Genomic DNA, 20,630 nt, shown 5'->3' with positions numbered 1-20,630 from the left:
CAGCCCCACTCGTGTCCTTCCCCGCCGTCAGCCAACACCGCCCCGACCCGGGGCCGGAGGCCGCGTGACTCCCCGGGAGGACGGGATCACCCGCGCGGAGGTCCGCCGCGAGGCCCTGGTGACGGCCCTGGCCGTCGTGCTCGTGGTCCTGGCCGGGTGGATGCTCGCCCGCTCGGTCGAACCACCGGAGCCCACCTGGCGCGAGCGCGCCCTGCGCCCGCATATCGGGCGCCCGGACGTGGAGCTGCTCCTGCGGGCCACCCGGCCTGTGCAGGGCCAGGATGCAAACCAGCGTGCGACTTCGTGGAGGTGACCGATGCCTGCTTCCCACACCGGTGTCAGTTTCCTGAGCGCTCACCTGGACGACTCGCGGGCCGCTCTGGCCCTGGCCTGCCGCTCTCCCCAGCTGCGCTGCGAGGAGTTGCGGGAACTCGCCGTGGTGCGCGGGGCGCTGATGTTCCTGCGCTCCCAGGCCTTCGGGGACGTTCCCTTTTTCGAGGCCGCGCCCGGTGGCACCGCGGCGTCCCTGCTGGCCAGGGCCGAGTCCGGCCTCAGGAGGCTTCTGGCGCGCGGGGACTTCTCGCGCCCGCAGATCAAGATGCTGCGCGGCTGCCTGTCGCGTGTGGCCACCGTGCGCAGGCGCGTGGACAGTGGCCCCGCACCCGGCGCGCTGGCCGCTGTGTGCGACTGGCGCGCGGCCCAGCTTCCTGCGGGGGACAGGTCGTGATCCCCGCGACTGCCGGCAAGGACTCTCCCATGAAAGGCCTTCGGTTGGAGGTGCTCCATGACCGATGAACAGCTCTTCAGGCTCGCGGAGGTTCTCGGTTGCGCCACTCCCGAGGCCATCGTGCAGGCATGGCGCTACGACGAGGGCAACGACCGCCAGATTCTCGCCTGGCAGGTGATCGAGGCGATGACTCGCGGCGGCTGGGGCTGCTCCGTGGATTTCGGCCATGACGTGTTCGCGGACATGTGGGCGGCGATGTTCACCGACATGGCCGCAGGTCGCGGCAACGGGTGGTCGGTGAGCAACCGCATGCCGGAAGCGGTGATCGAGGCGGCCGTCATGGCCCTGGAGGGGCGGCAATGAAGGCGCTTTCCGCCGGTACATTCTTCTCGGGCGTCGGCGGAGCCGACATGGGCCTTGTTGCTGCGGGCATGGTCCTGCACTGGGCGTGCGAGATCGACCGCAAGGCCAGGGCCGTCTTCCGCCGCCATTTTCCCGGCGTGCCCATCCACCATGACATCAAGGAGTTGAGAGGTGCAACGCTTGAACCTGTTGACGTACTGTTCTTCGGGAGCCCCTGCCAGGACCTCAGCATCGCTGGAAGGCGGGCCGGACTGTCGGGGGAGCGATCAGGACTGTTCTTCCATGCGATGCGCGTCGTTGACGAGATGGCTGTACCGCCTCGAATCGCAGTCTGGGAGAACGTGCGCGGCGCCCTGTCCAGCAACGGGGGAGAGGATTTCGCGACCGTCCTCACGGAAATGGGGAAGAGGTGGAGCGGGATCGCTTACCGAGTTCTGGACCTTCAATACTTCGGCCCTCCCCAGCGACGCGAGCGTGTCTTCGTTGTCGGTCATTCTGGAGGGTGGCAACGTGCCGCAGCGGTACTTTTTGAGCCCGAAGGCGTGCGCTGGAATCCTCCAGCGCGCCAAAAACCGGGGAAAACAGCTCCCACCATCCCTAGTCGAGGCTCTGGAGGCGGTGGCCTCGGCACGGACTTCGACCTCGATGGCGGCGTGATACAGGCTTTCGGCGGCAACAACACATCCGGTCCGATTCAGGTCGCCTCCCGGGTTGGTTGCAACGAATCCGGAAGCGGGTACCGAATCGATTTCGAATCCGACACGCTGGTGACCCATTCTCTCCGGGGTGAAGGTGCCGACGCCAGCGAGGACGGCACCGGACGAGGCACGCCGTTGGTACCGGTTTCAGTCGCTTTGCGTGGCCGGGAGGGAGGAGGCGCCGCCGAGATATCCGGCGACGTGGCCACTGCTCTGCGCTCCAGCCAAGGGGGAGGGGACAAACCCCACGTGCTCGCTCCCGTAGCGTTCGACACGACGCAGATCACGAGCCCGAATAACCGATGCAGCCCTCGCCCTGGTGACGCATGTCATCCGCTTGCATCCAGTGCGCACCCCCCGGCATTGGTGTTCCAGGATCGATTTCGTGGAGACGATGGTCGAGGCTACGACAGGCCCCCCCAGGCGTCGAACAACACTATCGGGGCTCTTGAGACCGTCAAACCGTGGAATGTCGTGCACTCCATGCAGGTGCGCCGTCTGACGCCAGTGGAGTGCCACCGGCTCATGGGCTGGCCCGACGACTGGTGCGCTTGGGGCGTGGACGACAACGGGCACCGGATAACCTTGAAGGATGGTCCGCAGTACAAGATGATCGGCAACGGCGTCGGAAAGCCCCACGCCGAGTGGATCGGGAGCCGAATCAACGAAGTGGAGCGAGAGGCCGCACGGGCAATGCAGGAGGCCGTCCCGTGACCTCAGTCTCTTTCAGGTACTCCGACGCCGAACGCTCCATCTTCCGCAAGCGCGTTCGCCCCCGGGTCTCGACCTGGGCGTCGCGCAACATCATCGTGCAGGACGGCCCCTACGCGGGCTCCCGTCTGCGCCTGGACGCCACGCCCTACCTTCCGGGCATCATGGACACGCTCTTTCAGCCGGGCATCCAGGAAGTGGCCGTGTGCGCCAGCCCGCAGATCGGCAAGAGCGAGCTGCTGATGGCCTGCCTGTTCTACTCCATGGAGCATTTTCCCGGACCGAAGCTCCTGGCCATGCCCGATGAGGACACCCTGGCCAGGGCCGTGCAGAAGAAGCTCCTGCCGCGCATGCGGGGTTCCGCGACCTTGCGCCGCCTGCTCCACCGCGACACGCGCAACTCGCTGGAGCTGCGCGACGGCTCCTCCCTGGTGCTGGCCTCGGCCCAGTCCCAGAGCCAGCGCGCGTCGGTTTCCATCCTGCACGAGTTCCTGGACGAGGTGGACCTCTACCGCCAGATCGCCGGGCAGGGAGCTCCCGTGCACGAGTTCCGCGAGCGCACCATCAGCTACAAGGACAAGCGCAGGGTTCTGCTCATCTCCAAGCCCATGGGCGACGAGACAAGCGCCATCTGGACCGTCATCACGCTCGAGTGCGACGAACTGCGCCACTACCACGTGCCCTGTCCTGCATGCGGCGTGCACCAGGTCATGGACATCGACCGCATCAAGGTGGTGGCCCCGGACAGGCCCAGGCCCGGTGACGACATCGAGGACCCGCGCACCGTCAGGCGTCTGCACCTCGGCCGCTATCCGTGCGAGCACTGCAAATACCTCTGGACCGACCACGCCCGCGACGTGGCCGTCGGGCGCGGGTTCTGGCGCGCCGACACCCCGGTGCCGGATCCCATCAAGGTGGGGTTCCAGCTGCCGTCCATCGTCTCCCGGTTCGTCTCCCTGTCCGAGATCGTGGCGGACCGCATGGAGGCCGAGGCCTCCGGCGACGACAGGAAGCTGCGCGACTACAACAACGGGCGCGGGGCCAGGCCCTTCAAGCAGAAGGAGATCGAGACCGACGAGCAGAAAATCCTCGCCCTCAAGTGCGACCTGCCGCCGCGCACCGTGCCGCGCGGGGCCATCGCCCTCACCTGCGGCGTCGACGTGCAGAAGCGCGGCTTCTACTTCGCCGTGCTGGCCTGGACCGAGGCAATGGAAAGCTGGCTGGTGGACTACGGCTACATCGCCGGGGACTGGGAAGACGTGGAGGTCATTCACTCGGCCCAGTACACGGGCGAGGGCGGGGCCCACTCACTTGGCCTGTGGCGGGTCGCCTACGACTCGGGCGGCGGCGAGACCGACTCCGGCCAGTGGACCCGCACGGAGGAGGTCTACCTCCACGTGCGCAAGCACGCCCGGACCCGCAAGGTCTTCGCCACCAAGGGCGCGAGCAGGGAGCAGCTCTCGCCCGTGCGCTGGACCACCATCGACAAGCTGCCGCGCTCGGGCAGGCTGCTCCCTGGCGGCCTGCAGCTGGCCGTCATCGACACAGCCTATTTCAAGGGGCTCATCCACGGGCGCATGAGCCCGGACTCCCGCCAGCCGTTCCACCTGCACGCGGAAACGGGGGAGGACTTCGCCGCCCAGATCGCTGCGGAACGCTTGGTGCGAACGAAGAACGGCGAGTTGGTCTGGGAGCGCACAAGCAGGAACAACCACTACCTGGACTGCCTGGTGATGGCGTCCGCCTGCGTTGATCCGAGCTGGCTGCCCAACCTGAAGATGCTGAACGCGGCGCAACGGCGGCGCGGGGTGGAGGGGGAGGTCCAGTCGCCCGGGAGGCAGCAGCCCGTCGGGGGCGGGCGGCCCGTGGCGGGGGGGAGTGCGAAATCGAGAATTCTTGGGAGGAGGTAGGAGAGATGGCTGCTGAACAGGGGAAGAGGGATGAGAGGTTGCGGGGGTGGAAGTATTTCTGTGAGAAGTGCGGGTTTTCGAAAACGGAATTTTACCGAAAAGTAGGGAGTGGAGAATTGGCACCGGCATATCGAATAGGCAAGAAAAAGGGGATTAAGCTACCGGCTTGGGTGGCTCAAGAATGGTTGGATAAGCGGTTGATCGGCTTATAATTTGAGCTGTGGTCTCGGTTTGATGGTGCATGTTTGGCTCGTGTCCTGCACTATTGATTGGATTGAAGGGTTCTTCGATGCTTGATCATTTGTTGCAATTCCTCGGCATTTTTTGGGTGGACAAGATTATTGGGATCGGTGTGGCAGCGATAATTTCAAAGTACTATGTTGATGATTTGATACAAACCATGCACGATCAAGTTCTGAGGAGGCATTGGGATGATTTAGAAAATGGTCAAGCAGTTGAAGTTCAGATTCAACAGTTTATTAAAGGTCTTAAACTCAATTATGGTGCAGAAATTGGTGGTGACCTGCCGGGTTTCTTCGGACCACTCAATTCTTGAGGGTGGCCCCCTGGTTCAGGTTGTTGCCGATCATTCCCGCGTAGGCCTTGGGGGTCATCTTTCCCAGGCTTGAGTGGGGCCGGACCTCGTTGTATAGCCTGCGCCAGTCCTCAATGACGACCTTGGCTTCCACTCTGGAGCGAAACCACTCCATGGACAGGCACTCGTCCCGGAACTTCCCGTTGAAGCTTTCGACCATCCCATTCTGCCAGGGCTTGCCAGGATCAATCAAGGCGATGCCCAGCGATTCGTTCGTTGCCCAGCGCAGCAGCGCCTTGGATACAAACTCCGGTCCGTTGTCGGAGCGCAGGTATCGCGGCGCTCCCCGCTCGCTGGCAAGGCGCGCCAACACCTCGATCACCCGCCCGGAACGTATGCTCCCGGCCACATCGATGGCCAGGCATTCGCGGGTGTATTCGTCAATGATCGTCAAGCATTTCAGCTGCTGTCCGTTGGCGCAGGCATCAAACACGAAATCGTAAGCCCACACCTCATTGGCTCCGCACGGCAGTTGTGGCCGGGGACGTGACCCCGCAACGCGTTTCCTGCCGCGTTTCTTCGGCACTTGTAGGCCCGCCTTGCTCCAGAGCCGGAACGTTTTGTCAGGCCCCATGAAATAGCCCAGATGCTCCATGAACACCTGTATCCGGCGGTAGCCGTACCGGGGATACAGGTTCGCCAAGCCGGTCATGGCCTCGATGAGCGGGCTGTCACGGGCTTCCATGCGCGACTCGTAGTGCAAAGTCGAGCGGGAGGTGGACAACAGCGCACACGCCCTGCGTTGTGACAAGCCGCGCTTCGTCGCGAACGTCACCTGCTGGCGGCGGACGGGTGCGCCTACCATTTTTTTGCCGCGATCTCCTTCATCACCTCGATTTCGAGGTCCCGCTCGGCCAGCAACTTCTTCAACCTGGCGTTTTCCTGCTCCAATTGGCGGAGCTTCTTCACGTCATCGGCTGTCATGCCGCTGAAACGCTGACGCCAGGTATAGATCGTCTGCTCGCTGACGCCGTGACGCTTTGCCACCTGGGGCACCGGATCGCGGTCGGCCTCCCGCAAGATGCCCACCATCTGCTCTTCCGAAAATCGTGACTTCCTCATGGCTCCCTCTTTGTCGGCGAGAGCCACCTTCTCAAGTTTCAGCTGGTCTGAAAAGAGCCGAGCAGGTCAGTGGACTTGAGCGCTTGTTGTATATTGGGTCTGTTTATGGGGGTGAATACTCATTGGTAGGTGGTTGGATGGTGCTTAAGGGTTTTTTTGGATGGATCAAAAGTGAGCGGCTTGGTTATGGGATACCTGATGATCTTAAAGACAAGAGAGAGAGCTTGGTGATGACAAAATTCTATATTTATATATATGGGAATGTTCTGTCTCTTATTTTTGGTTTGGCCCTTGGTTTCTTTGCGCTCGGATTTTCTAATCTGATTAAGATGCAATTGTTTTGTGGTTAGTCTGTTGTGAAGTACGTCATAACGGGAGCCCCTTCTTCTGGCAAGACTACGCTTGTTGATGGATTGTCTGGGGTTGGGTATTCTGTATTCCATGAGTCTGCTCGGATATACATAGAGAATTGCATTGGCCTTGGCCGAGATATTGATGAGAGTTCCATTCAGTTCCAGCTTGATATTATGAATTTGCAACTTAGTCGCGAGATGCAAATTCCTAAATCTCGCGTGACTTTTTTGGATAGAGGTATCCCAGATTCATTTGCGTATCTTCGTTTGTTGGGCGTTGATCTTGATGATGTCCTTGCTAAGACTGGTCTGCCGGATTACACAAAAGTTTTTTTTCTGGAACAGCTGCCAATTGTGTCGGACGGTATCCGTGTTACTGACAAGGTTGTTGTTGAATCAATTGGTAGAAACATATTTGATATTTATGCTGGGCTTGGTTATGATGTCGTTACTGTGCCAATGTTCGCAGGTGATGACATTGAATCCAGTGTTTCAGAACGTATTCAGTTTATTCTAGGCAATATGTAGCGAGCTGATACTGTGTCTGGAACTTGCTGCCATAACATTTGAACCTCACGTCCCCATAGCTCCGTCATCCGCCATGCGAATCGGCTATCCCGATTCGCATGGCTTCCATCTGGACCCCGACCGAACTCGAAGAGCAGATCGCCGCCTACAAGGCCGCCTCCCTGGCCTGTGCGGGTGGCCAGTCCTACCGCATCGGCACGCGTGAACTGACCCGCGCCGACCTGCCTGAGATACGCGCCCACCTCTCCTATCTCGCCGAAGAGAAAGACCGTCTCAACGGCGTGCCGCCCCTGGCCGGGGTCCGGGTGAGGCCTCGCAGATGAGCGGTGGCGGCCTGATACTCGACAGGTGGGGCACGCCCATCTCCGGCCAGGTTCTCCCTGTGCGCCGGACAGCGGCCACCAGCCGCGACACCCTCTCCAACTGGCATCCGGGCCGGGTCACCGCGCTCCTTGAGGAGCGCGACCGCAAGCTCGTGCACATGCGCGCCGAGGACCTGGTGGCCAGCGACGCCCACGCGGCCGGGCTGGTCGATTCCATGGCGGTCAACACCGTCGGGGTGGGCCTCGCCCCCCAGAGCAGGGTGGACGCCAGACGCCTTGGACTCACGCCGGACCAGGCCAAGCAATATCAGGCCTCGGCCGAACGCGCCTGGAAGATCTGGTGCCGCGAGGCGGACGCCGGGGGGCGCATGACCTTCGGCGCCTTCCAGTACCTGAACATCCGCTCCATGCTCACGCACGGTGAGTTCATCTCCCTGCCCCTCATGAAGAAGAACAAGCAGGGCCGCACCTTCTCCCTGGCCTTGCAGGATGTTCACCCCGCGCGGCTGGCCACGCCCGCTGACAAGGCCTCGGACCGCAACGTGCGCGCCGGGGTGGTCCTGGGCGATTGCCGCGAGCCGGTGGGCTACTACATCGCCAATCCGCGCGACGGCCTGCTGTCCTCCTCCCTGGATTCCTCCGGGTTCCGTCTTTACCCGGCCTGGCGCGGGCACCGCCCCCAGGTGCTGCACCGGTTCTTCGTGCGCGAGTGTGAGCAGGTGCGCGGCGACTCCATGTTCATCCCGTCCATGAAGGGCTTCCGCGACCTCAACGACTACCTGGACTACGAGCTGGTGGCCAACGTCATCACCAGCATGTTCCCGGTGTTCATCGAGACCTCGGACCCCAGCGGCATGGCGGCGGCCTTCTCGGGCGACCCCGACGACCCTGCGGCCGGACCGCGTTATCACACCTACGAGGCCGGGCAGGTGCTCTACGGCGGGCCGAACCAGAAGCCCCACCTGCTGGCGGCCAACCGCCCGGGCGGCTCCTTCGGCGTCTTCGTGGAGCGCGTCCTGCGCGCCCTGGGCGCGTCGGTGGGCATGCCCTACGAGATTTTCACCAAGGATTTCAGCAAGACGAACTACAGCTCGGCCCGCGCCGCGCTGCTCGAGGCCTGGCGCGTGTTCCGTCTTTACCGCCAGTGGCTGCGGGACCAGTTCTGCCAGGTGCTCTGGGAAATGGTTCTGGAGGAAGCCTGGCTCCTGGACATGCTCGATCTCCCCGCGTCCGCGCCCGACTTCTACGACGCCCGCCACGACTACTGCTGCGCGGAGTGGATCGGCCCGGCGCGCGGCCACGTCGATCCCGTGAAGGAAATGCAGGCCGAAATCGCGGGCCTCGAGGCCGGGGTGCTCACCCTGGCCGACGTGGTGGCCGAACGCGGCGGCGACTGGGAGGCCATGGTGGCCCAGCGCGCCCTGGAGCGGTCCGTGCTCAAGGAGCACGGGCTCGCACCCGCTGGCGGGCAGGCCGCTGCCCGCCTTGGAGAGGCCCTGGCGAACGAACCCAAGGAGGACGAGGCCGCATGAAATTCGACCGCATCCTGTCCATGCTCGGCAGCGGCTGGGCGATCCTCCCCGAGACGCTGGCCGCCCTGGCGCAGGCCCTGGACGTGGTGATGGCCGGGGGCACCCCGGACGTGGCCGCGTTCGCCGCCAGGGGGGCGGCCGAAAGCGGGGAGGAGCTGCCCTACGATCTGCGCGGGGGCGTGGCCGTGGTCCCGGTGGTGGGCACGCTGGTCAAGCGCAACTCATGGCTGTCCTGCTTCAGCACCTATGCCGAGGTGCGCGAGGCCCTGGCCCAGGCCCTGGACGACCCCCGGTCCTCCGCCATCCTGCTCCAGATCGAGAGCCCTGGCGGCACCGTGGACGGCTGCCAGGAACTGGCCGAGTTCGTCGCGGCTGCCGACTCCCGCAAGCCCGTCTACGCCTTCGCGGACGGCCAGATGACCTCGGCCGCCTACTGGATCGGATCGGGGGCCCGCGAGATCGCGGCCCCTCCCACGGCCGTGGTGGGCTCCATCGGCGTGCTCTCGGTGCACCACGACCGCTCGGGCATGGACGAGAAGGCCGGGCTCAAGCGCACGTTCATCTCCGCAGGCGCCTTCAAGGCCCTCGGGCACGACGCGGCCCCGCTCTCGGAAGCGGCGCGCGGCGTGATCCAGCAGTTCCTCGACGACACCTACGCCATTTTCCTGCGGGGCGTCTGCGCCAACCGCGGCCTGGACGTCGCCGACGCAGCAGCCTGGGCCGACGGGAAGGTTTTCCTCTCCGAGGCAGCCAGAGCGGTCGGACTCGTGGACCACGTCATGAACCTTGATGACTTCATCGGGCGCATCCAGGCCCAAACAACCAAGGGGGTGCAAACCATGGATCTGAAACAGTTGAAGGCCGAACACCCGGATCTGGTCCAGGAGCTCCGGGCCGAGTTCGAGGCCCAGGCCCCGCAGCGGGACGCATCCGCTGCGGTGACCGCCGAAACGGCCCGCGTCGTGGCCCTGGCCGGACACGTCTTCGGCCCGGAGGCCGCCGACAAGCTCGGCAGGGTCGCCGCCTCGGGCGTCACCGCCGAGCAGATGGCCGCCGTTGCCGGGGCCATCGCGGCCGCGCCCGCCGCCGGGCAGGCAGGCCCGGCCGCGTCAGACACCAAGAGCAGGATGCTGGCCGCAATCCAGGCCGCCGCGCCCGATCCCGTGGATCCCGCCCGGCAGGCTTCCGCAGACACCGAGAAGAGAGACAAGCTCAAGGCCGCCATGGCCGACGGCATGAAGGGGGTGAGCTGATGCCTTCCTACTTCGTCAACGCCACGTACACGCCCGACAACCTGATCGCGGGCAGCTTCCCGCAGACCAGCAAGCCCGTGACCCTGGCCGCCACAGCCGGGGCGCTCCCGCGCGGCGCGGTGCTCGGGCGGGTCACCGCCACCGGGAAATACGTCCTGAGCACGGCCGCCGCGTCGGACGGCTCCCAGGATCCGGATTGCATCCTGTGCGAAGCCGTGGACGGCGGCGGGCAGGAGGTGACAGCCGCCGCCTTCGAGGCCGGCGAGTTCAACCAGGACTCCATCACCCTGGGCGACGGGCATACCGTGGAATCCGTGCGCAAGACCCTGCGCGACCTCAACATCTACCTCCGCAAGGTGAAGTGAAGGAGCCCCACAGATGGCCGACATTGATTTGTTCGACAGCAGGACGATGCTCGATGTGCTGGACTCGACCCCCCAGCCCAAGACCTTCCTGCGTGACATGTTCTTCACCGGCACCAAGTTTCACACCACCAAGAAGGTGGACATCGACGTGGTGAAGGGCAAGCGGCGCATGGCCCCGTTCGTCAACCCCGACCTGCCCGGCACCACCATGGCCCGCGAAGGCTTCCGTACGGACACCTTCGAGCCGCCCTACATCAAGCCGTTCCGCACCATCACCCCGGGGATGCTCCTGGACCGCCAGCCCGGCGAGACGATCTACAAGCAGAACAAGTCCCACGCCGAGCGCCTGGCCGAGATGATCGGCAAGGACCTGGCCGACATGCGCAAGTACATCGTCCGCCGTGAGGAGTGGATGGTGCGTTGCGCGCTTCTGGAGGCCAGGATCCGGGTGGTGGGCGAAGGCGTGGACGCCGTGATCGATTTCCTTCGCGACCCCGCCCACGTCTTCGCCCTGACCGGGGACGACAAGTGGACGGCGGACGCCTCCGACCCTTTGGGAAACCTGCGGGACTGGAAGCTCATGATCGCCCAGGCCTCGGGCCTGGTGCCCAACGTGGCCGTGGTCGGCGCGGACGTGGCCCACGCCATCATGCGGAACAAGACGATCCTCGCCGCCCTGGACAACCGCCGGGTGACGCTGGGCCAGATCAACCCGCAGGACCTGCCCAACGGCGCATCCTACCTGGGGGACCTGGAGCAGGTCTCGTTCTACACCTACGCTGAGTGGTTCATCGACGACGACGACGTCGAGCAGCCCATGATCCCCGCCAACAAGATGATCCTGGGTTCCAGCAACGCCGAATGCACCCGGCACTACGGCGTCATCCAGGACCTCGACGCCATGGGCGAGGCGTTCTCCGCGGCCGTGGACTACTTCCCCTCGATCTTCGAGACCAAGAACCCCTCCCGCAAGCACGTCCAGCTCCAGTCCGCGCCGGTCATGGTCCCGCACGAAGTGGACGCCTTCGCCACCATCACCCCCATCTAGGAGCGAGCGCCATGGCCAAGAACGCGAACAAGCCCGGCAGGGCTTCCCTGGTCAAGGTCGAGTGCAGGCACTCAGTGATCCACGAGGGCAGAACCCACAGGCCCGGAGCCCTGCTCGAGGTGCCCAGGGCGGTCGCCGAGGAGCTGGAGGAGGGCGGTTTCGTGGAACCCGTGTTCGACGTGGTGGTGCCGCAGGCGTCCGCCGCAGCTGACGGCGAGGGCCAGACCCTGCCCGGACCCCAGGCCGGAACCGACAACCCCGAGTAGGAGGGGCCGTGCAGTTCTCCCCCCTCGAAACGGCAGCCATCACCGGGTTCGTGTCCCTGGTGGTGGCCCTGACCGTTCACGCCGTCACCCGGCGCAACTACGTGAGCCACTCCCAGTGCGACGAGCGCCGCCGCGCCGTCTGCCAGAGCCTGGAGCAGTTCAGGGACGGCCAGGCCGATCTGCGCCGCGACATCCGCGACCGCACCAACACCATCTTCCGGATGGTGCGCGCCATGGTCGCCCACGACAAGGACATGCCGCCCGATGTCAAGGCGGACATCCTCAACGAGACACCCGGAGGAGGGCAGTGATGTTCGGAACATCGATCATCTGGATCCTGGCTGCCGCAGGCGCGGTCATGCTCGGCCTGCTGGCCTGGCGACACCGCGCGGCGATCATCGCCTATTTCGACAGGACGGCCTCGGCCAACCCGTTCCGCATGGTCATCTGTCTGGTGCTCGCCCTGTCCTGTCTGGGCGTTGTGGGCGCGGCCTCTCCGGTCCAGCTGGCGGTCATCGCCTACAAGCTGTCGTTGGTGCTTCTGGCTGGATACCTCGGCTACTGGATGGACTTCTGGCTGTTTCCCTACGCCAGGCCGGACAGCTACCTGCGCAAGGACTGGCAGGCCGAGCAGGGGTTCAAGGCGGGGGTCGCCGACCATGCCGTGGCCCCGGGCTACGAAGGCGTGTTCGCTGCCGCGCTGATCCGCCGGGCGATCATCGTCGGCATGTTCATGCTGGGCATGGGGCTCGCGCTGTGAGCGCGCGGGGGGCATTCAGGGCGATGGCTCGCGAGGCGCGCCAGCTCGCCCTGTTGGCCTGGCACGGCTCCTGTCTCGGCCTGGGCATGGTGGCCGCCGCCGTGCTGGCGGGGATGATCCTCTGTTCCGTCACCCGCGCCGAGGCCATCCCGGCGGACGCGGCCCGACACCGCGCGGACCTGATCCGTTGCGCGCGCGTCTCCTGGGGGCTTGATGCTCCCACGGCCACCTTCGCCGCGCAGATTCACCAGGAAAGCCGCTGGAAGGCGGACGCCAAAAGCCCCGTGGGCGCGTTGGGCCTGGCCCAGTTCATGCCCGGCACGTCGGCCTGGATGGGTAACGTGGACCGGGCGCTCTCTTCCAACCAGCCGCTCAATCCGGGCTGGGCGTTGCGCGCGCTCTGCGCCTACGACCGCTGGCTCTGGGAGCGGGTGGACGCCGCCACGCCGTGCGAGCGCATGGCCATGGTGCTCTCCGCCTACAACGGCGGCCTGGGCTGGATCGCCAGGGACAAGGCCAAGGCCCGCGCTCGTGGGCTCGATCCCGGGCGCTGGTTCGATTCGGTGGAGACCGTCAACGCCGGGCGTTCGGGCGCCGCCTACCGCGAGAATCGGGGTTACCCGCGCCGGATCCTGCACGTCTTGGAGCCCGTCTACGTCCGCGCCGGGTGGGGCCTGGGCATGTGCGGGGGGACGTCGTGAGCGCCGCCATCTCCCCTCTGCTGGCCCTGCTGTTGGCCTTGGCCGTGTTCGGCGGCGGGTATTGGGCGGGCCATTCCCGCGCGGACGCGGCCCGTCTGGCCGAGGTGGCCGAGCTCAAGCGCGGGTATGCCGAGGCTTACGCCGAAGCCCAGCGCCAGGCCCGCGCAGCCCTCGAGGAGGAAGTGCGCCGGGGAGCCGCCATCTCAGCCGCCCTCATCGAAACCCGCCAGGACCTCCTTAACCGCACCAAGGACATCAACCGGAGGATCGAAAATGCCGCGCGCTCTGCTGCTGGCTGCACTTTTGGGCCTGCTTTCGTGGAGTTGTACAACGAAGCCCTCGGATACGGCGGCGCTGCTCTGCCCGCGAGCGCCGGTGCCTCCGGAGCTGGCGACGATCCCGCCGCCACCGCCCCCGCTGGCCCCGGGATACTGGCCGGGCAGTCCGTGACGCCGGAGGATCTGCTGGCCCATGTGCGCGACTACGGCGCGTGGGCCAGAGGCCTGGAGGCACAGGCGCGCGGCCTGGTCGACTTCGCCGGGGAGGGACGCTGATGGACGCCGCCGACGAAGCGCAACGGCACGAAGCCGCATTCCTCCAGGCAGCGGTCAACGCTCGCAGGAATGAGCAGGAAGGTGAGCAGATGCGCGACCCGGCCAGGACTGTGATCTGCGCCGACTGCGGCGAGCCCATCCCCCCGGCGCGCCTGCGCTCCATCCCCGGTGCCGTTCGCTGCGTCGAGTGCCAGGAATCCTGGGAGGCGTATTCGTGAACTTCAAGCAGCAGTTGAAGGTTGATGTGGGGGCCGTCTTCCTGAACCGGGCCGAGTTCGCCGCGCCCGTTGTCATCGAGGGCGTGGAAACCTCCGGCGTCTGGACCGACACCCAGGAGCCCTACAAGGACTACCACCACGACTCCCTGCCGCGCCTGCCCCTGGATACGGACGAGCGCATCCTGGAGATCCCCGAGGGCGTGGTGGACGTGCTGCCGCAGCAGGAGATCGAGGTGGACGGCGTGGCCTGGACCGTCCGCAAGGCCTTCCCCTTGGGCGGGCTTCTCACCCTGCACCTGTACCGGAATCAGGGGTTCTGACCATGATCTCCATCACCTTGCGAGGCACGGACATCGAGAAGGGCAAGCGGGCTCTCTCCCAGCTCGGGGATCAGGCACGCCCGGCCGTGGCCAGGGCCATCAACCGCTCCGTGCAGGGCGTGGCCACGGACGCCGGGCAGCTCTCCAGGCAGTCCTACAACGTGCGGTCCGGGGACGTGAAGAAGTCCTTCGCCCTGACCAAGGCCAGCCCCTCCAGCCTGTGGGGCGCGGCCGTGTCCAAGGGCCGGGTGCTCTCCCTGCGGGCCTTCTCCCCCTCGCCGGGTCCCGGCGGGCGGCGCGCCGCCAGGGGCCTCTCCGTGGTGGTCAAGCGCTCCTCCGGCCGGGCGCGGATCGCCGGGGCCTTCTGGGGCCGGATGCCGGGCAGGGATGTGGCCTCCGTGTTCCGCCGTATGGGTGATTCCCGTCTGCCCATCCAGAAACTTTTCGGCCCGTCCGTGCCCCAGATGCTGGGCAACCGGGAGGTCATGGACCGGATCCAGGAGAAGGCCGCCGACCGCTTCGGCGCCAACCTGGACCACGAGGTGAACCGCTTGTTCGCCAGCCTGGGGGGCATGTGATGAGCGCCGGACTGCTCACCGAGCTGAAGCGGCTGGTTGAGGCGGAGTTCGCCCAGACAGGTTTCCGCAAGGCCCCGGCCAGCCCCGAGCGGTGGGAGCCCCCGGCCGTGCACCTCTACTCTCTGCCCACCCGGCGCGCCCACCCCAAGGGGCCGGAGACCCAGGAGCTGCGCGAGGAGTTCCCCTTCATCCTGTTGCGGCCGGTCTCCGGCCGGGATGACGACGAGGATGCCCTGGCCGCCCGCGTGAGCGAGGTGGAGGTCTGGATCATCTGCGGCGTGTTCACAGCAGGCGACGTTGCCGACGGCGCGCGCGACCTGGAGGCCATGATGGGCCGCCTGCGCCGGATGCTTCTGCGCAAGAGGCTTTACCTGAAGCGATGGGAGCGCAAGCTCCCTGTCCGCTGGGAAGTGGGCGACGGCGAAGACCACGCCCAGCCCCATCCCTACCACGGCGGCAGCGTCCGGGTGACCTTCCAGGCCCCGGCCCCCGCAGAATTCATGGAAACCGAGGAGGAGGTGATCGTTTATGGCCAGCTCGAAGGCTAAAACCCCCGACCCCACGCCCCAGGAAATACGCCTGGTCTACGTGGGGCCGAACATGGGCGGGGACATGCCCATGCAGCAGTTCACCACGTTCAAGGACGGCCTGCCCCCGGCCGTGGCCGCCCGCCGCGCCGACGATCCGGACTTCGCGTGCCTGTTCGTCCCTGTGTCCGGCCTGTCCACGGCGCGCGAGGCCCTTGGCCGGAAGGGCTCCCCCATGCAGCGGGCCTTCGAGTCCGTCTGGAACGCCTACGCGGCCACCCGCCGCAAGGAGGGCAAGTAAATGAGCCTCGCCTACCGTCACGGCGTCTACATCTTCGAGCAGCCCACGGCCATCCTGCCGCCCGTCAGGGTGGACGCGGCCCTGCCCGTGGTCGTGGGCACGGCTCCGGTGCACAAGGCCCAGGCAGCGGCCGGGGTCAACGAGACCCGCCTGATCTTCAACGCCTCCGAGGCGGCCAGCGCGTTCGGCTTCGAGCGCACCGACGATTTCGCCGCCTACACCCTGTCTGAGTTCTTCGACGCCTACTTCGCGCTCTTCGGAGTCTGCCCGGTGGTGGCCGTCAACGTCTACGACCCGGCCGTGCACAAGTCCTCCCAGGCGCCCGTGGCCAGGGCGTTCGACGCCAAGGGCGCTCTCGCCCTCGATCACGAGGGCCTGCTGGCCGGGACCGTGGCGCTGACCAACGAGGCAGGGGACACCACCTACGTCCCGGGCACGGACTACACCGTGGACCTGCCCACGGGGCTCGTGTCCGTCAAGGCCGGCGGAGCCCTCGCCGCTGGCGCCGCCGTGAAGGTCTCCTACGACTACGGCGATCCGTCCCGGGTCACCAAGGATGACGTGATCGGCGGCGTGGAGGCGCTCACCGGCAAGGCCACGGGCCTGGAGCTGGTGAACGAGGTGTTCCCGAAGTTCCGCCTGGTGCCCGGCCAGTTCCACGCGCCGAGGTTCAGCACCGATCCCGAGGTGGCCGCGCTCATGCACGCCAAGGCGGGAAACATCAACAGCCACTTCAAGGCCATCGCCGTGGTGGACGTGCCCAGCGACGGCGAGGACGGCGTGGGGCTCTACACCGACGTGCCCCAGTTCAAGGAGAGCAACAACCTGGTGGACCCGCAGCTGGTGGTCTGCTGGCCCAAGGTGAAGCTGGGCGACCGGGAGTACCACCTCTCCACCCAGCTCGCCGGGATCATGGGCAGGGCCGACGCCGAGAACGAGTCCATCCCCTACCGTTCCCCCTCGAACCTGAGCCTGCAGGCCGTGTCCGCCGTGGCCGACGGCAAGGAGGTGTGGCTCGGGCCGGACCAGGCCACCTACCTGAACAGCCAGGGCATCGTCACCGCCCAGAATTTCATCGGCGGCTGGCGGGCCTGGGGCAACCGCACCGGATGCTACCCGGCCAACACCGACCCCAAGGACAGCTTCATCCCCCTCCGGCGCATGTTCAACTGGATCGGCAACACCCTGGTGCTCACGTTCTGGCAGCGCGTGGACTTCCCCATCACCCGCCGCCTGGTGGAGACGGTGGTGGACTCCGCCAACATCTGGCTGAACGGCCTGGCCGCCCGGCAGTTCATCCTGGGCGGGCGCGTGGAGTTCCGGCGCGACGAGAACCCCACCACGGACCTCATGGACGGCATCATCCGCTTCCACGTCTACGTCACCCCGCCGAGCCCCGCCCGGGAGCTGGACTTCATCATGGAGTACGACCCGGCCTACCTGGAAACCCTCTTCGGTTAAGGAGCACAGCCATGGCCAACGCCATACCCGAGAAACTGATCAACTACCGGGTTTACCTGGAGGGCGAGGACCTTCTGGGCACCGCCGACGTGACCCTGCCCACCCTCGAGGCCATGACCGAGACGGTGAAGGGCGCGGGCGTGGCGGGCGAGGTGGAGAGCCCCGTGCTGGGGCACTTCAAGTCCATGACGCTCGCCGTGAAGTGGCGCACCGTTCACAAGGAGGCCGTCAGGCTCTTCGTGCAGAAGCCCCACCAGCTGGACGTGCGCGGGGCCATGCAGGTGATGGACCACGGCGCGGGCGAGTACGTCACCGTCCCGGTCAAGCTGGTGGTCAAGGGCGTGCCCAAGAAGATGGCCCTGGGCAAGATGGACCCCGGCAAGCTCATGGACACCGAGACCGAGATGGAACTCACCTACCTGAAGCTCACCGTGGACGGCGAGGACCAGGTGGAGATCGACAAGTACAACTTCATCTTCAAGGTTCAGGGCGATGACCAGCTCACCAAGGTCCGCGCCGCCCTGGGCCTGGAATAGGAGGGGCCCATGACGAAGGAGCAGCAGGCCGGAGCGGCCACGGACGGCGGGCACACCCTGAAGCACCCGGTGGCCTACGAGGGCAAGGAAATCAAGGAAGTTCTGCTCAGGCGGGTCAGGGGCAAGGGGCTGGTCAAGGCCGAGCGCGAGATGCGCGCCCGGGGCGTGAAGGACCCCGGGGAGATGGAGCGCACCATGTACGTGCTGGCCGTCTCCCTGGAACTGCCCGTGGAGGCCGTGCTGGAGTTCGATTCCAGCGACCTCATGGAGCTGAACCAGAAGGCCCAGGAGATGGGTTTTTTCTGATGACGGCGCGCGAGGCGCGGGTGCTCTGCCTGCGCCTCGCGGCCGCCGCGGGTGGCGCAGTGGAGTTTTTCATGGACCAGCCCCTGGATGAGTTGGCGCGGTGGGCTGAGGCGGCGGAAGAAGCTTTTCCCAAAGACGGGTAGGACATGGCGAAGATATTCGAGTTGGCCTTCCAGATCGGCGGCAAGCTGGGCTCCTCCTTCTCGGGGGCGCTTTCCGGCGCTTCCGGGGCGCTCACGGCCCTGGGGCGGCGAGCCAAGGAGCTGGAGCGCGGTCAGGCCGACGTATCCCGCTTCCGGGTGCTCAAGATGGACGCCCAGGATACGGCGAAGAAGCTCCAGGAGGCCCAGGGGGAATGCGCGCGCCTGGGCAGGGCCATGCGCGAGACCGAAAGGCCGTCCAAGGCCCTGGCCCGCGACTTCGAGGCCGCAAAGCGCAAGGCCGGTGACCTGAAGGACAAGCTCGAGGGACAGAATCAGGAACTGCACCGCCTGCGCTCCTCCCTGCAGGCGGCCGGAGCCTCAACCTCCAACCTCGCGGGGCACCAGAACAGGCTCGCCAAGGCCGCCGAATCGGCCCGGGCCGCGCAGGGCCGCCTGCAGTCCACCATGGCGCGCATCCAGGCCAACCAGGCCAGGCGGGAGCGCATGGGCGGGGCCATGATGTCCGGCATGGGCGGCAACCTCATCGGCGGCCTGGCCGCCGGGTTCGCGGCCGACAGGCTCATGACGCCGGGCATCGACCTGGAGCACCTCATGGCCATGGGCGGCAACATCGCCAACATGACCCGCTCCCAGATCGCCTCCACCACGGCGGCCATCCGCTCGGCATCTCTGGAGAGCAACCAGGCCGTCATGGACATGGCCAACGCCTGGCAGAACCTCCTGGCCAAGGGCATGGAGAACGATCAGGCCGTGGCCGCCCTGGGAACGCTGGGGCGCGTGGCCACGGCCACCGGATCCTCCATGGAGGACCTCTCCAACACGGCTTTCAGCCTCATGGACAACCTGAAGATCGGCGCGGACCAGCTCCCCCAGGTGATGGACATCCTGGCCCAGGCGGGCAAGGCGGGCTCATTCGAGCTTCGGGACATGGCCAAGTTTTTCCCGCAGCTCACTGCCGGTTTCCGCTCGCTGGGCATCGAGGGTCCGCAGGCGGCGGCCTCCCTGGGCGCGGCCCTGCAGATCGCCATGAAGGGCGCGGCCAACCCGGACGAGGCCGCCACCAACATGAAGAACTTCCTGGCCAAGATGACCGCGCCGGATACCATCAAGAACTTCTCGGAGCACTACGGGATCAACCTGGAGAAGGCCCTCAAGAAGGCCATGGCCAGGGGGGAGAACCCCGTGGAGTTCATGCTCAAGATGATCCAGCGCGTCACCGGCGGCGACCAGTTCCGCATCGGCGAACTGTTCGGGGACATGCAGGTCAACAACTTCCTGAAGCCCATGATGGCCAACATGGAGGAGTTCAAGAAGATCCGCGAGGAGGCCATGGGAGCGTCCGGAGTCGTGGACAAGGACTTCGCCCGGATGATGGAGACCTCCAAGGAGAAACTCAAGGGGATGGAGAGCTCCGCCAGGGACCTGGCCATCACCCTGGGCGGCACGCTCACAGGCTCGCTCGGCTCGGTGCTCGGGGGCGCCCGTCCCGTACTGGACTGGGCGAATTCCCTGGCCAAGCGTTTTCCTGTCCTCACGGGCGCGGTCATCACCGGTGTGGCCGGTTTCGCCGCTCTGGGCCTGGCCAGCGCGACGCTGGGCTACGTCTGGACGTTCATGGCGGGCGGATGGCTCAACCTGCTCAAGCTCTTCCAACTGGGCGGGGCGGCCATCGCCCTGTTGCGCACCAGCACCATCGGGCTCACCGCCGTGCAGCTCGCATCCGCAGCCGGGGCCAAGGTCTGGGCCGCAGCCCAGTGGCTGCTCAACGCCGCGTTCTGGGCCAACCCCATCACCTGGGTGGTGGCCGGTGCCGTGGCCCTGGGCGCGGCCGCGTGGTGGGTGGTCTCCAACTGGGACACGGTCAAGGCCTTCTTCTCCGGGCTCTGGGAGCACATCGCCGCCGGAGTGGCCCCGGCGGTCGAGGCCGTCAGGACGGCGTTCTCGGGGATCATGGAGTGGTTCGGCGGGCTCGACCTGGCCGAGAGCGGCGCGAAGCTGATCATGACCTTCGTGGACGGCATCACGTCAAAGGCCGCTGCCGCCTGGGAGTCCGTCCAGGGTGTGCTGCAGGGCATCCGCGACATGCTGCCGTTCTCCGACGCCAAGGTGGGGCCGCTTTCGGCGCTCACCGCTTCGGGCCGGGCCATCATCGAGACCATGGCCTCGGGCCTTGCCTCCATCGGCGGCGGACCGCTGGCCCACGCGCTGGGCCTGGCCCTCGGGCAGGCCCGCGACACGGCGGGGGAGGGCGTGGACCTCCCCGTTTCGGCCGGGGCAGGACAGGCGGGAGGCGCCCTCCGAGGCGCGGCGGCCGGGGGCATCACCATCAACTTCGCCCCGGTCATCACCGTGCAAGGAAGCGCGGTCCCTGGCGCGCTGGACGCCTCCCTGCGCGAATCCGAGGAGCGCCTGCGCGAGATGGTGGAGCGCATCCTCTCCGGCGAGCGCCGCATCGCGTACGCATAGGAAC

General features: G+C 66.2%; 28 protein-coding genes. 27 read left to right on the top strand and 1 reads right to left on the bottom strand.

Annotation, left to right across the window (positions count from 1 at the left end):
• The first annotated feature begins 64 nt into the window (after positions 1–64).
• The 6 genes from ACZ5V4_RS02105 (at position 65) to ACZ5V4_RS02080 (ending at position 4,965) form a co-directional block, all read left to right on the top strand.
• Positions 65–313 (top strand): hypothetical protein, encoded by a 249-nt coding sequence (locus ACZ5V4_RS02105; protein WP_464316528.1) that lies wholly within the window; start codon positions 65–67, stop codon positions 311–313.
• A 3-nt stretch (positions 314–316) separates the two neighbouring features.
• Positions 317–727: a hypothetical protein gene (locus ACZ5V4_RS02100; protein ID WP_464316527.1), complete on the top strand. Its 411-nt coding sequence runs from the start codon at positions 317–319 to the stop codon at positions 725–727.
• Positions 728–784: 57 nt separating this feature from the next.
• Positions 785–1,090, top strand: a complete 306-nt coding sequence (locus ACZ5V4_RS02095; protein ID WP_464316526.1) for a hypothetical protein — start codon at positions 785–787, stop codon at positions 1,088–1,090.
• Positions 1,087–2,502, top strand: coding sequence for a DNA (cytosine-5-)-methyltransferase (dcm, locus tag ACZ5V4_RS02090; protein WP_464316525.1), 1,416 nt, complete (start codon positions 1,087–1,089; stop codon positions 2,500–2,502). Before ACZ5V4_RS02095 ends, dcm begins: the two co-directional genes overlap by 4 nt.
• Complete coding sequence (locus ACZ5V4_RS02085) at positions 2,499–4,409, top strand: terminase gpA endonuclease subunit (protein ID WP_464316524.1); 1,911 nt, start codon at positions 2,499–2,501, stop codon at positions 4,407–4,409. Before dcm ends, ACZ5V4_RS02085 begins: the two co-directional genes overlap by 4 nt.
• Before the next feature lie 289 nt (positions 4,410–4,698).
• Positions 4,699–4,965 carry a hypothetical protein gene (locus ACZ5V4_RS02080; RefSeq protein WP_464316523.1) on the top strand — a complete coding sequence of 89 codons (267 nt, stop codon included), beginning with the start codon at positions 4,699–4,701 and terminating at the stop codon, positions 4,963–4,965.
• Here ACZ5V4_RS02080 and ACZ5V4_RS02075 read toward each other — a convergent pair.
• Positions 4,955–6,066, bottom strand: a protein-coding gene (locus ACZ5V4_RS02075; RefSeq protein ID WP_464316522.1) for an IS3 family transposase whose coding sequence is annotated in 2 segments (ribosomal slippage) — positions 4,955–5,808 and positions 5,808–6,066 — 1,113 coding nt in all. Because the reading frame shifts where the segments join, the coding sequence is not laid out codon by codon here. The genes ACZ5V4_RS02080 and ACZ5V4_RS02075 overlap by 11 nt on opposite strands.
• 356 nt (positions 6,067–6,422) lie before the next feature.
• Here ACZ5V4_RS02075 and ACZ5V4_RS02070 point away from each other — a divergent pair.
• From ACZ5V4_RS02070 to ACZ5V4_RS01970, 21 genes are all read left to right on the top strand, one after another.
• Positions 6,423–6,947 (top strand): AAA family ATPase, encoded by a 525-nt coding sequence (locus tag ACZ5V4_RS02070; protein ID WP_464316521.1) that lies wholly within the window; start codon positions 6,423–6,425, stop codon positions 6,945–6,947.
• Between the two features lie 98 nt (positions 6,948–7,045).
• Complete coding sequence (locus tag ACZ5V4_RS02065) at positions 7,046–7,270, top strand: DUF6148 family protein (protein ID WP_464316520.1); 225 nt, start codon at positions 7,046–7,048, stop codon at positions 7,268–7,270.
• Entirely contained in the window at positions 7,267–8,802 is a 1,536-nt protein-coding gene (locus ACZ5V4_RS02060) for a phage portal protein (protein ID WP_464316519.1), read from the top strand. Before ACZ5V4_RS02065 ends, ACZ5V4_RS02060 begins: the two co-directional genes overlap by 4 nt.
• Complete coding sequence (locus ACZ5V4_RS02055; protein ID WP_464316518.1) at positions 8,799–10,055, top strand: S49 family peptidase; 1,257 nt, start codon at positions 8,799–8,801, stop codon at positions 10,053–10,055. The genes ACZ5V4_RS02060 and ACZ5V4_RS02055 overlap by 4 nt, the downstream gene beginning before the upstream one ends.
• Positions 10,055–10,420 carry a head decoration protein gene (locus tag ACZ5V4_RS02050; RefSeq protein ID WP_464316517.1) on the top strand — a complete coding sequence of 122 codons (366 nt, stop codon included), beginning with the start codon at positions 10,055–10,057 and terminating at the stop codon, positions 10,418–10,420. The genes ACZ5V4_RS02055 and ACZ5V4_RS02050 overlap by 1 nt, the downstream gene beginning before the upstream one ends.
• Before the next feature lie 13 nt (positions 10,421–10,433).
• The gene (locus ACZ5V4_RS02045) at positions 10,434–11,468 is read left to right on the top strand and encodes a major capsid protein (RefSeq protein ID WP_464316516.1); all 1,035 of its coding nucleotides are present in this window, start codon (positions 10,434–10,436) and stop codon (positions 11,466–11,468) included.
• Positions 11,469–11,479: 11 nt separating this feature from the next.
• Complete coding sequence (locus ACZ5V4_RS02040; RefSeq protein ID WP_464316515.1) at positions 11,480–11,734, top strand: hypothetical protein; 255 nt, start codon at positions 11,480–11,482, stop codon at positions 11,732–11,734.
• An 8-nt stretch (positions 11,735–11,742) separates the two neighbouring features.
• Complete coding sequence (locus tag ACZ5V4_RS02035) at positions 11,743–12,045, top strand: hypothetical protein (protein WP_464316514.1); 303 nt, start codon at positions 11,743–11,745, stop codon at positions 12,043–12,045.
• Complete coding sequence (locus tag ACZ5V4_RS02030) at positions 12,045–12,494, top strand: putative holin (RefSeq protein ID WP_464316513.1); 450 nt, start codon at positions 12,045–12,047, stop codon at positions 12,492–12,494. Before ACZ5V4_RS02035 ends, ACZ5V4_RS02030 begins: the two co-directional genes overlap by 1 nt.
• Before the next feature lie 86 nt (positions 12,495–12,580).
• Positions 12,581–13,195 (top strand): transglycosylase SLT domain-containing protein, encoded by a 615-nt coding sequence (locus ACZ5V4_RS02025; RefSeq protein WP_464317802.1) that lies wholly within the window; start codon positions 12,581–12,583, stop codon positions 13,193–13,195.
• Entirely contained in the window at positions 13,192–13,749 is a 558-nt protein-coding gene (locus ACZ5V4_RS02020) for a hypothetical protein (RefSeq protein ID WP_464316512.1), read from the top strand. Before ACZ5V4_RS02025 ends, ACZ5V4_RS02020 begins: the two co-directional genes overlap by 4 nt.
• Positions 13,749–13,967 (top strand): TraR/DksA C4-type zinc finger protein, encoded by a 219-nt coding sequence (locus ACZ5V4_RS02015; protein ID WP_464316511.1) that lies wholly within the window; start codon positions 13,749–13,751, stop codon positions 13,965–13,967. The genes ACZ5V4_RS02020 and ACZ5V4_RS02015 overlap by 1 nt, the downstream gene beginning before the upstream one ends.
• Positions 13,964–14,287, top strand: a complete 324-nt coding sequence (locus tag ACZ5V4_RS02010) for a hypothetical protein (RefSeq protein WP_464316510.1) — start codon at positions 13,964–13,966, stop codon at positions 14,285–14,287. The genes ACZ5V4_RS02015 and ACZ5V4_RS02010 overlap by 4 nt, the downstream gene beginning before the upstream one ends.
• A 2-nt stretch (positions 14,288–14,289) precedes the next feature.
• A complete protein-coding gene (locus ACZ5V4_RS02005; protein WP_464316509.1) occupies positions 14,290–14,865 on the top strand; it encodes a phage tail protein in 576 nt (191 codons plus the stop codon).
• On the top strand, positions 14,865–15,413 hold the full coding sequence (locus tag ACZ5V4_RS02000) for a hypothetical protein (protein ID WP_464316508.1): 549 nt from the start codon (positions 14,865–14,867) through the stop codon (positions 15,411–15,413). The genes ACZ5V4_RS02005 and ACZ5V4_RS02000 overlap by 1 nt, the downstream gene beginning before the upstream one ends.
• Positions 15,394–15,693 (top strand): hypothetical protein, encoded by a 300-nt coding sequence (locus ACZ5V4_RS01995; protein ID WP_464316507.1) that lies wholly within the window; start codon positions 15,394–15,396, stop codon positions 15,691–15,693. Before ACZ5V4_RS02000 ends, ACZ5V4_RS01995 begins: the two co-directional genes overlap by 20 nt.
• Positions 15,694–17,154, top strand: coding sequence for a phage tail sheath family protein (locus tag ACZ5V4_RS01990; RefSeq protein ID WP_464316506.1), 1,461 nt, complete (start codon positions 15,694–15,696; stop codon positions 17,152–17,154). It begins immediately after the preceding gene.
• Positions 17,155–17,165: 11 nt separating this feature from the next.
• Positions 17,166–17,690, top strand: a complete 525-nt coding sequence (locus ACZ5V4_RS01985; RefSeq protein WP_464316505.1) for a phage major tail tube protein — start codon at positions 17,166–17,168, stop codon at positions 17,688–17,690.
• A 9-nt stretch (positions 17,691–17,699) separates the two neighbouring features.
• Positions 17,700–17,996 carry a phage tail assembly protein gene (locus ACZ5V4_RS01980; RefSeq protein ID WP_464316504.1) on the top strand — a complete coding sequence of 99 codons (297 nt, stop codon included), beginning with the start codon at positions 17,700–17,702 and terminating at the stop codon, positions 17,994–17,996.
• On the top strand, positions 17,996–18,139 hold the full coding sequence (locus ACZ5V4_RS01975; protein WP_464316503.1) for a hypothetical protein: 144 nt from the start codon (positions 17,996–17,998) through the stop codon (positions 18,137–18,139). The genes ACZ5V4_RS01980 and ACZ5V4_RS01975 overlap by 1 nt, the downstream gene beginning before the upstream one ends.
• A 3-nt stretch (positions 18,140–18,142) precedes the next feature.
• Entirely contained in the window at positions 18,143–20,626 is a 2,484-nt protein-coding gene (locus ACZ5V4_RS01970) for a phage tail tape measure protein (protein WP_464316502.1), read from the top strand.
• Positions 20,627–20,630: the final 4 nt, after the last annotated feature.

This window comes from Fundidesulfovibrio sp. YSD1, from assembly GCF_055397115.1.
Note: the sequence above shows the minus strand (reverse complement) of the source record. Positions and strands in the feature narration are given on the sequence as shown.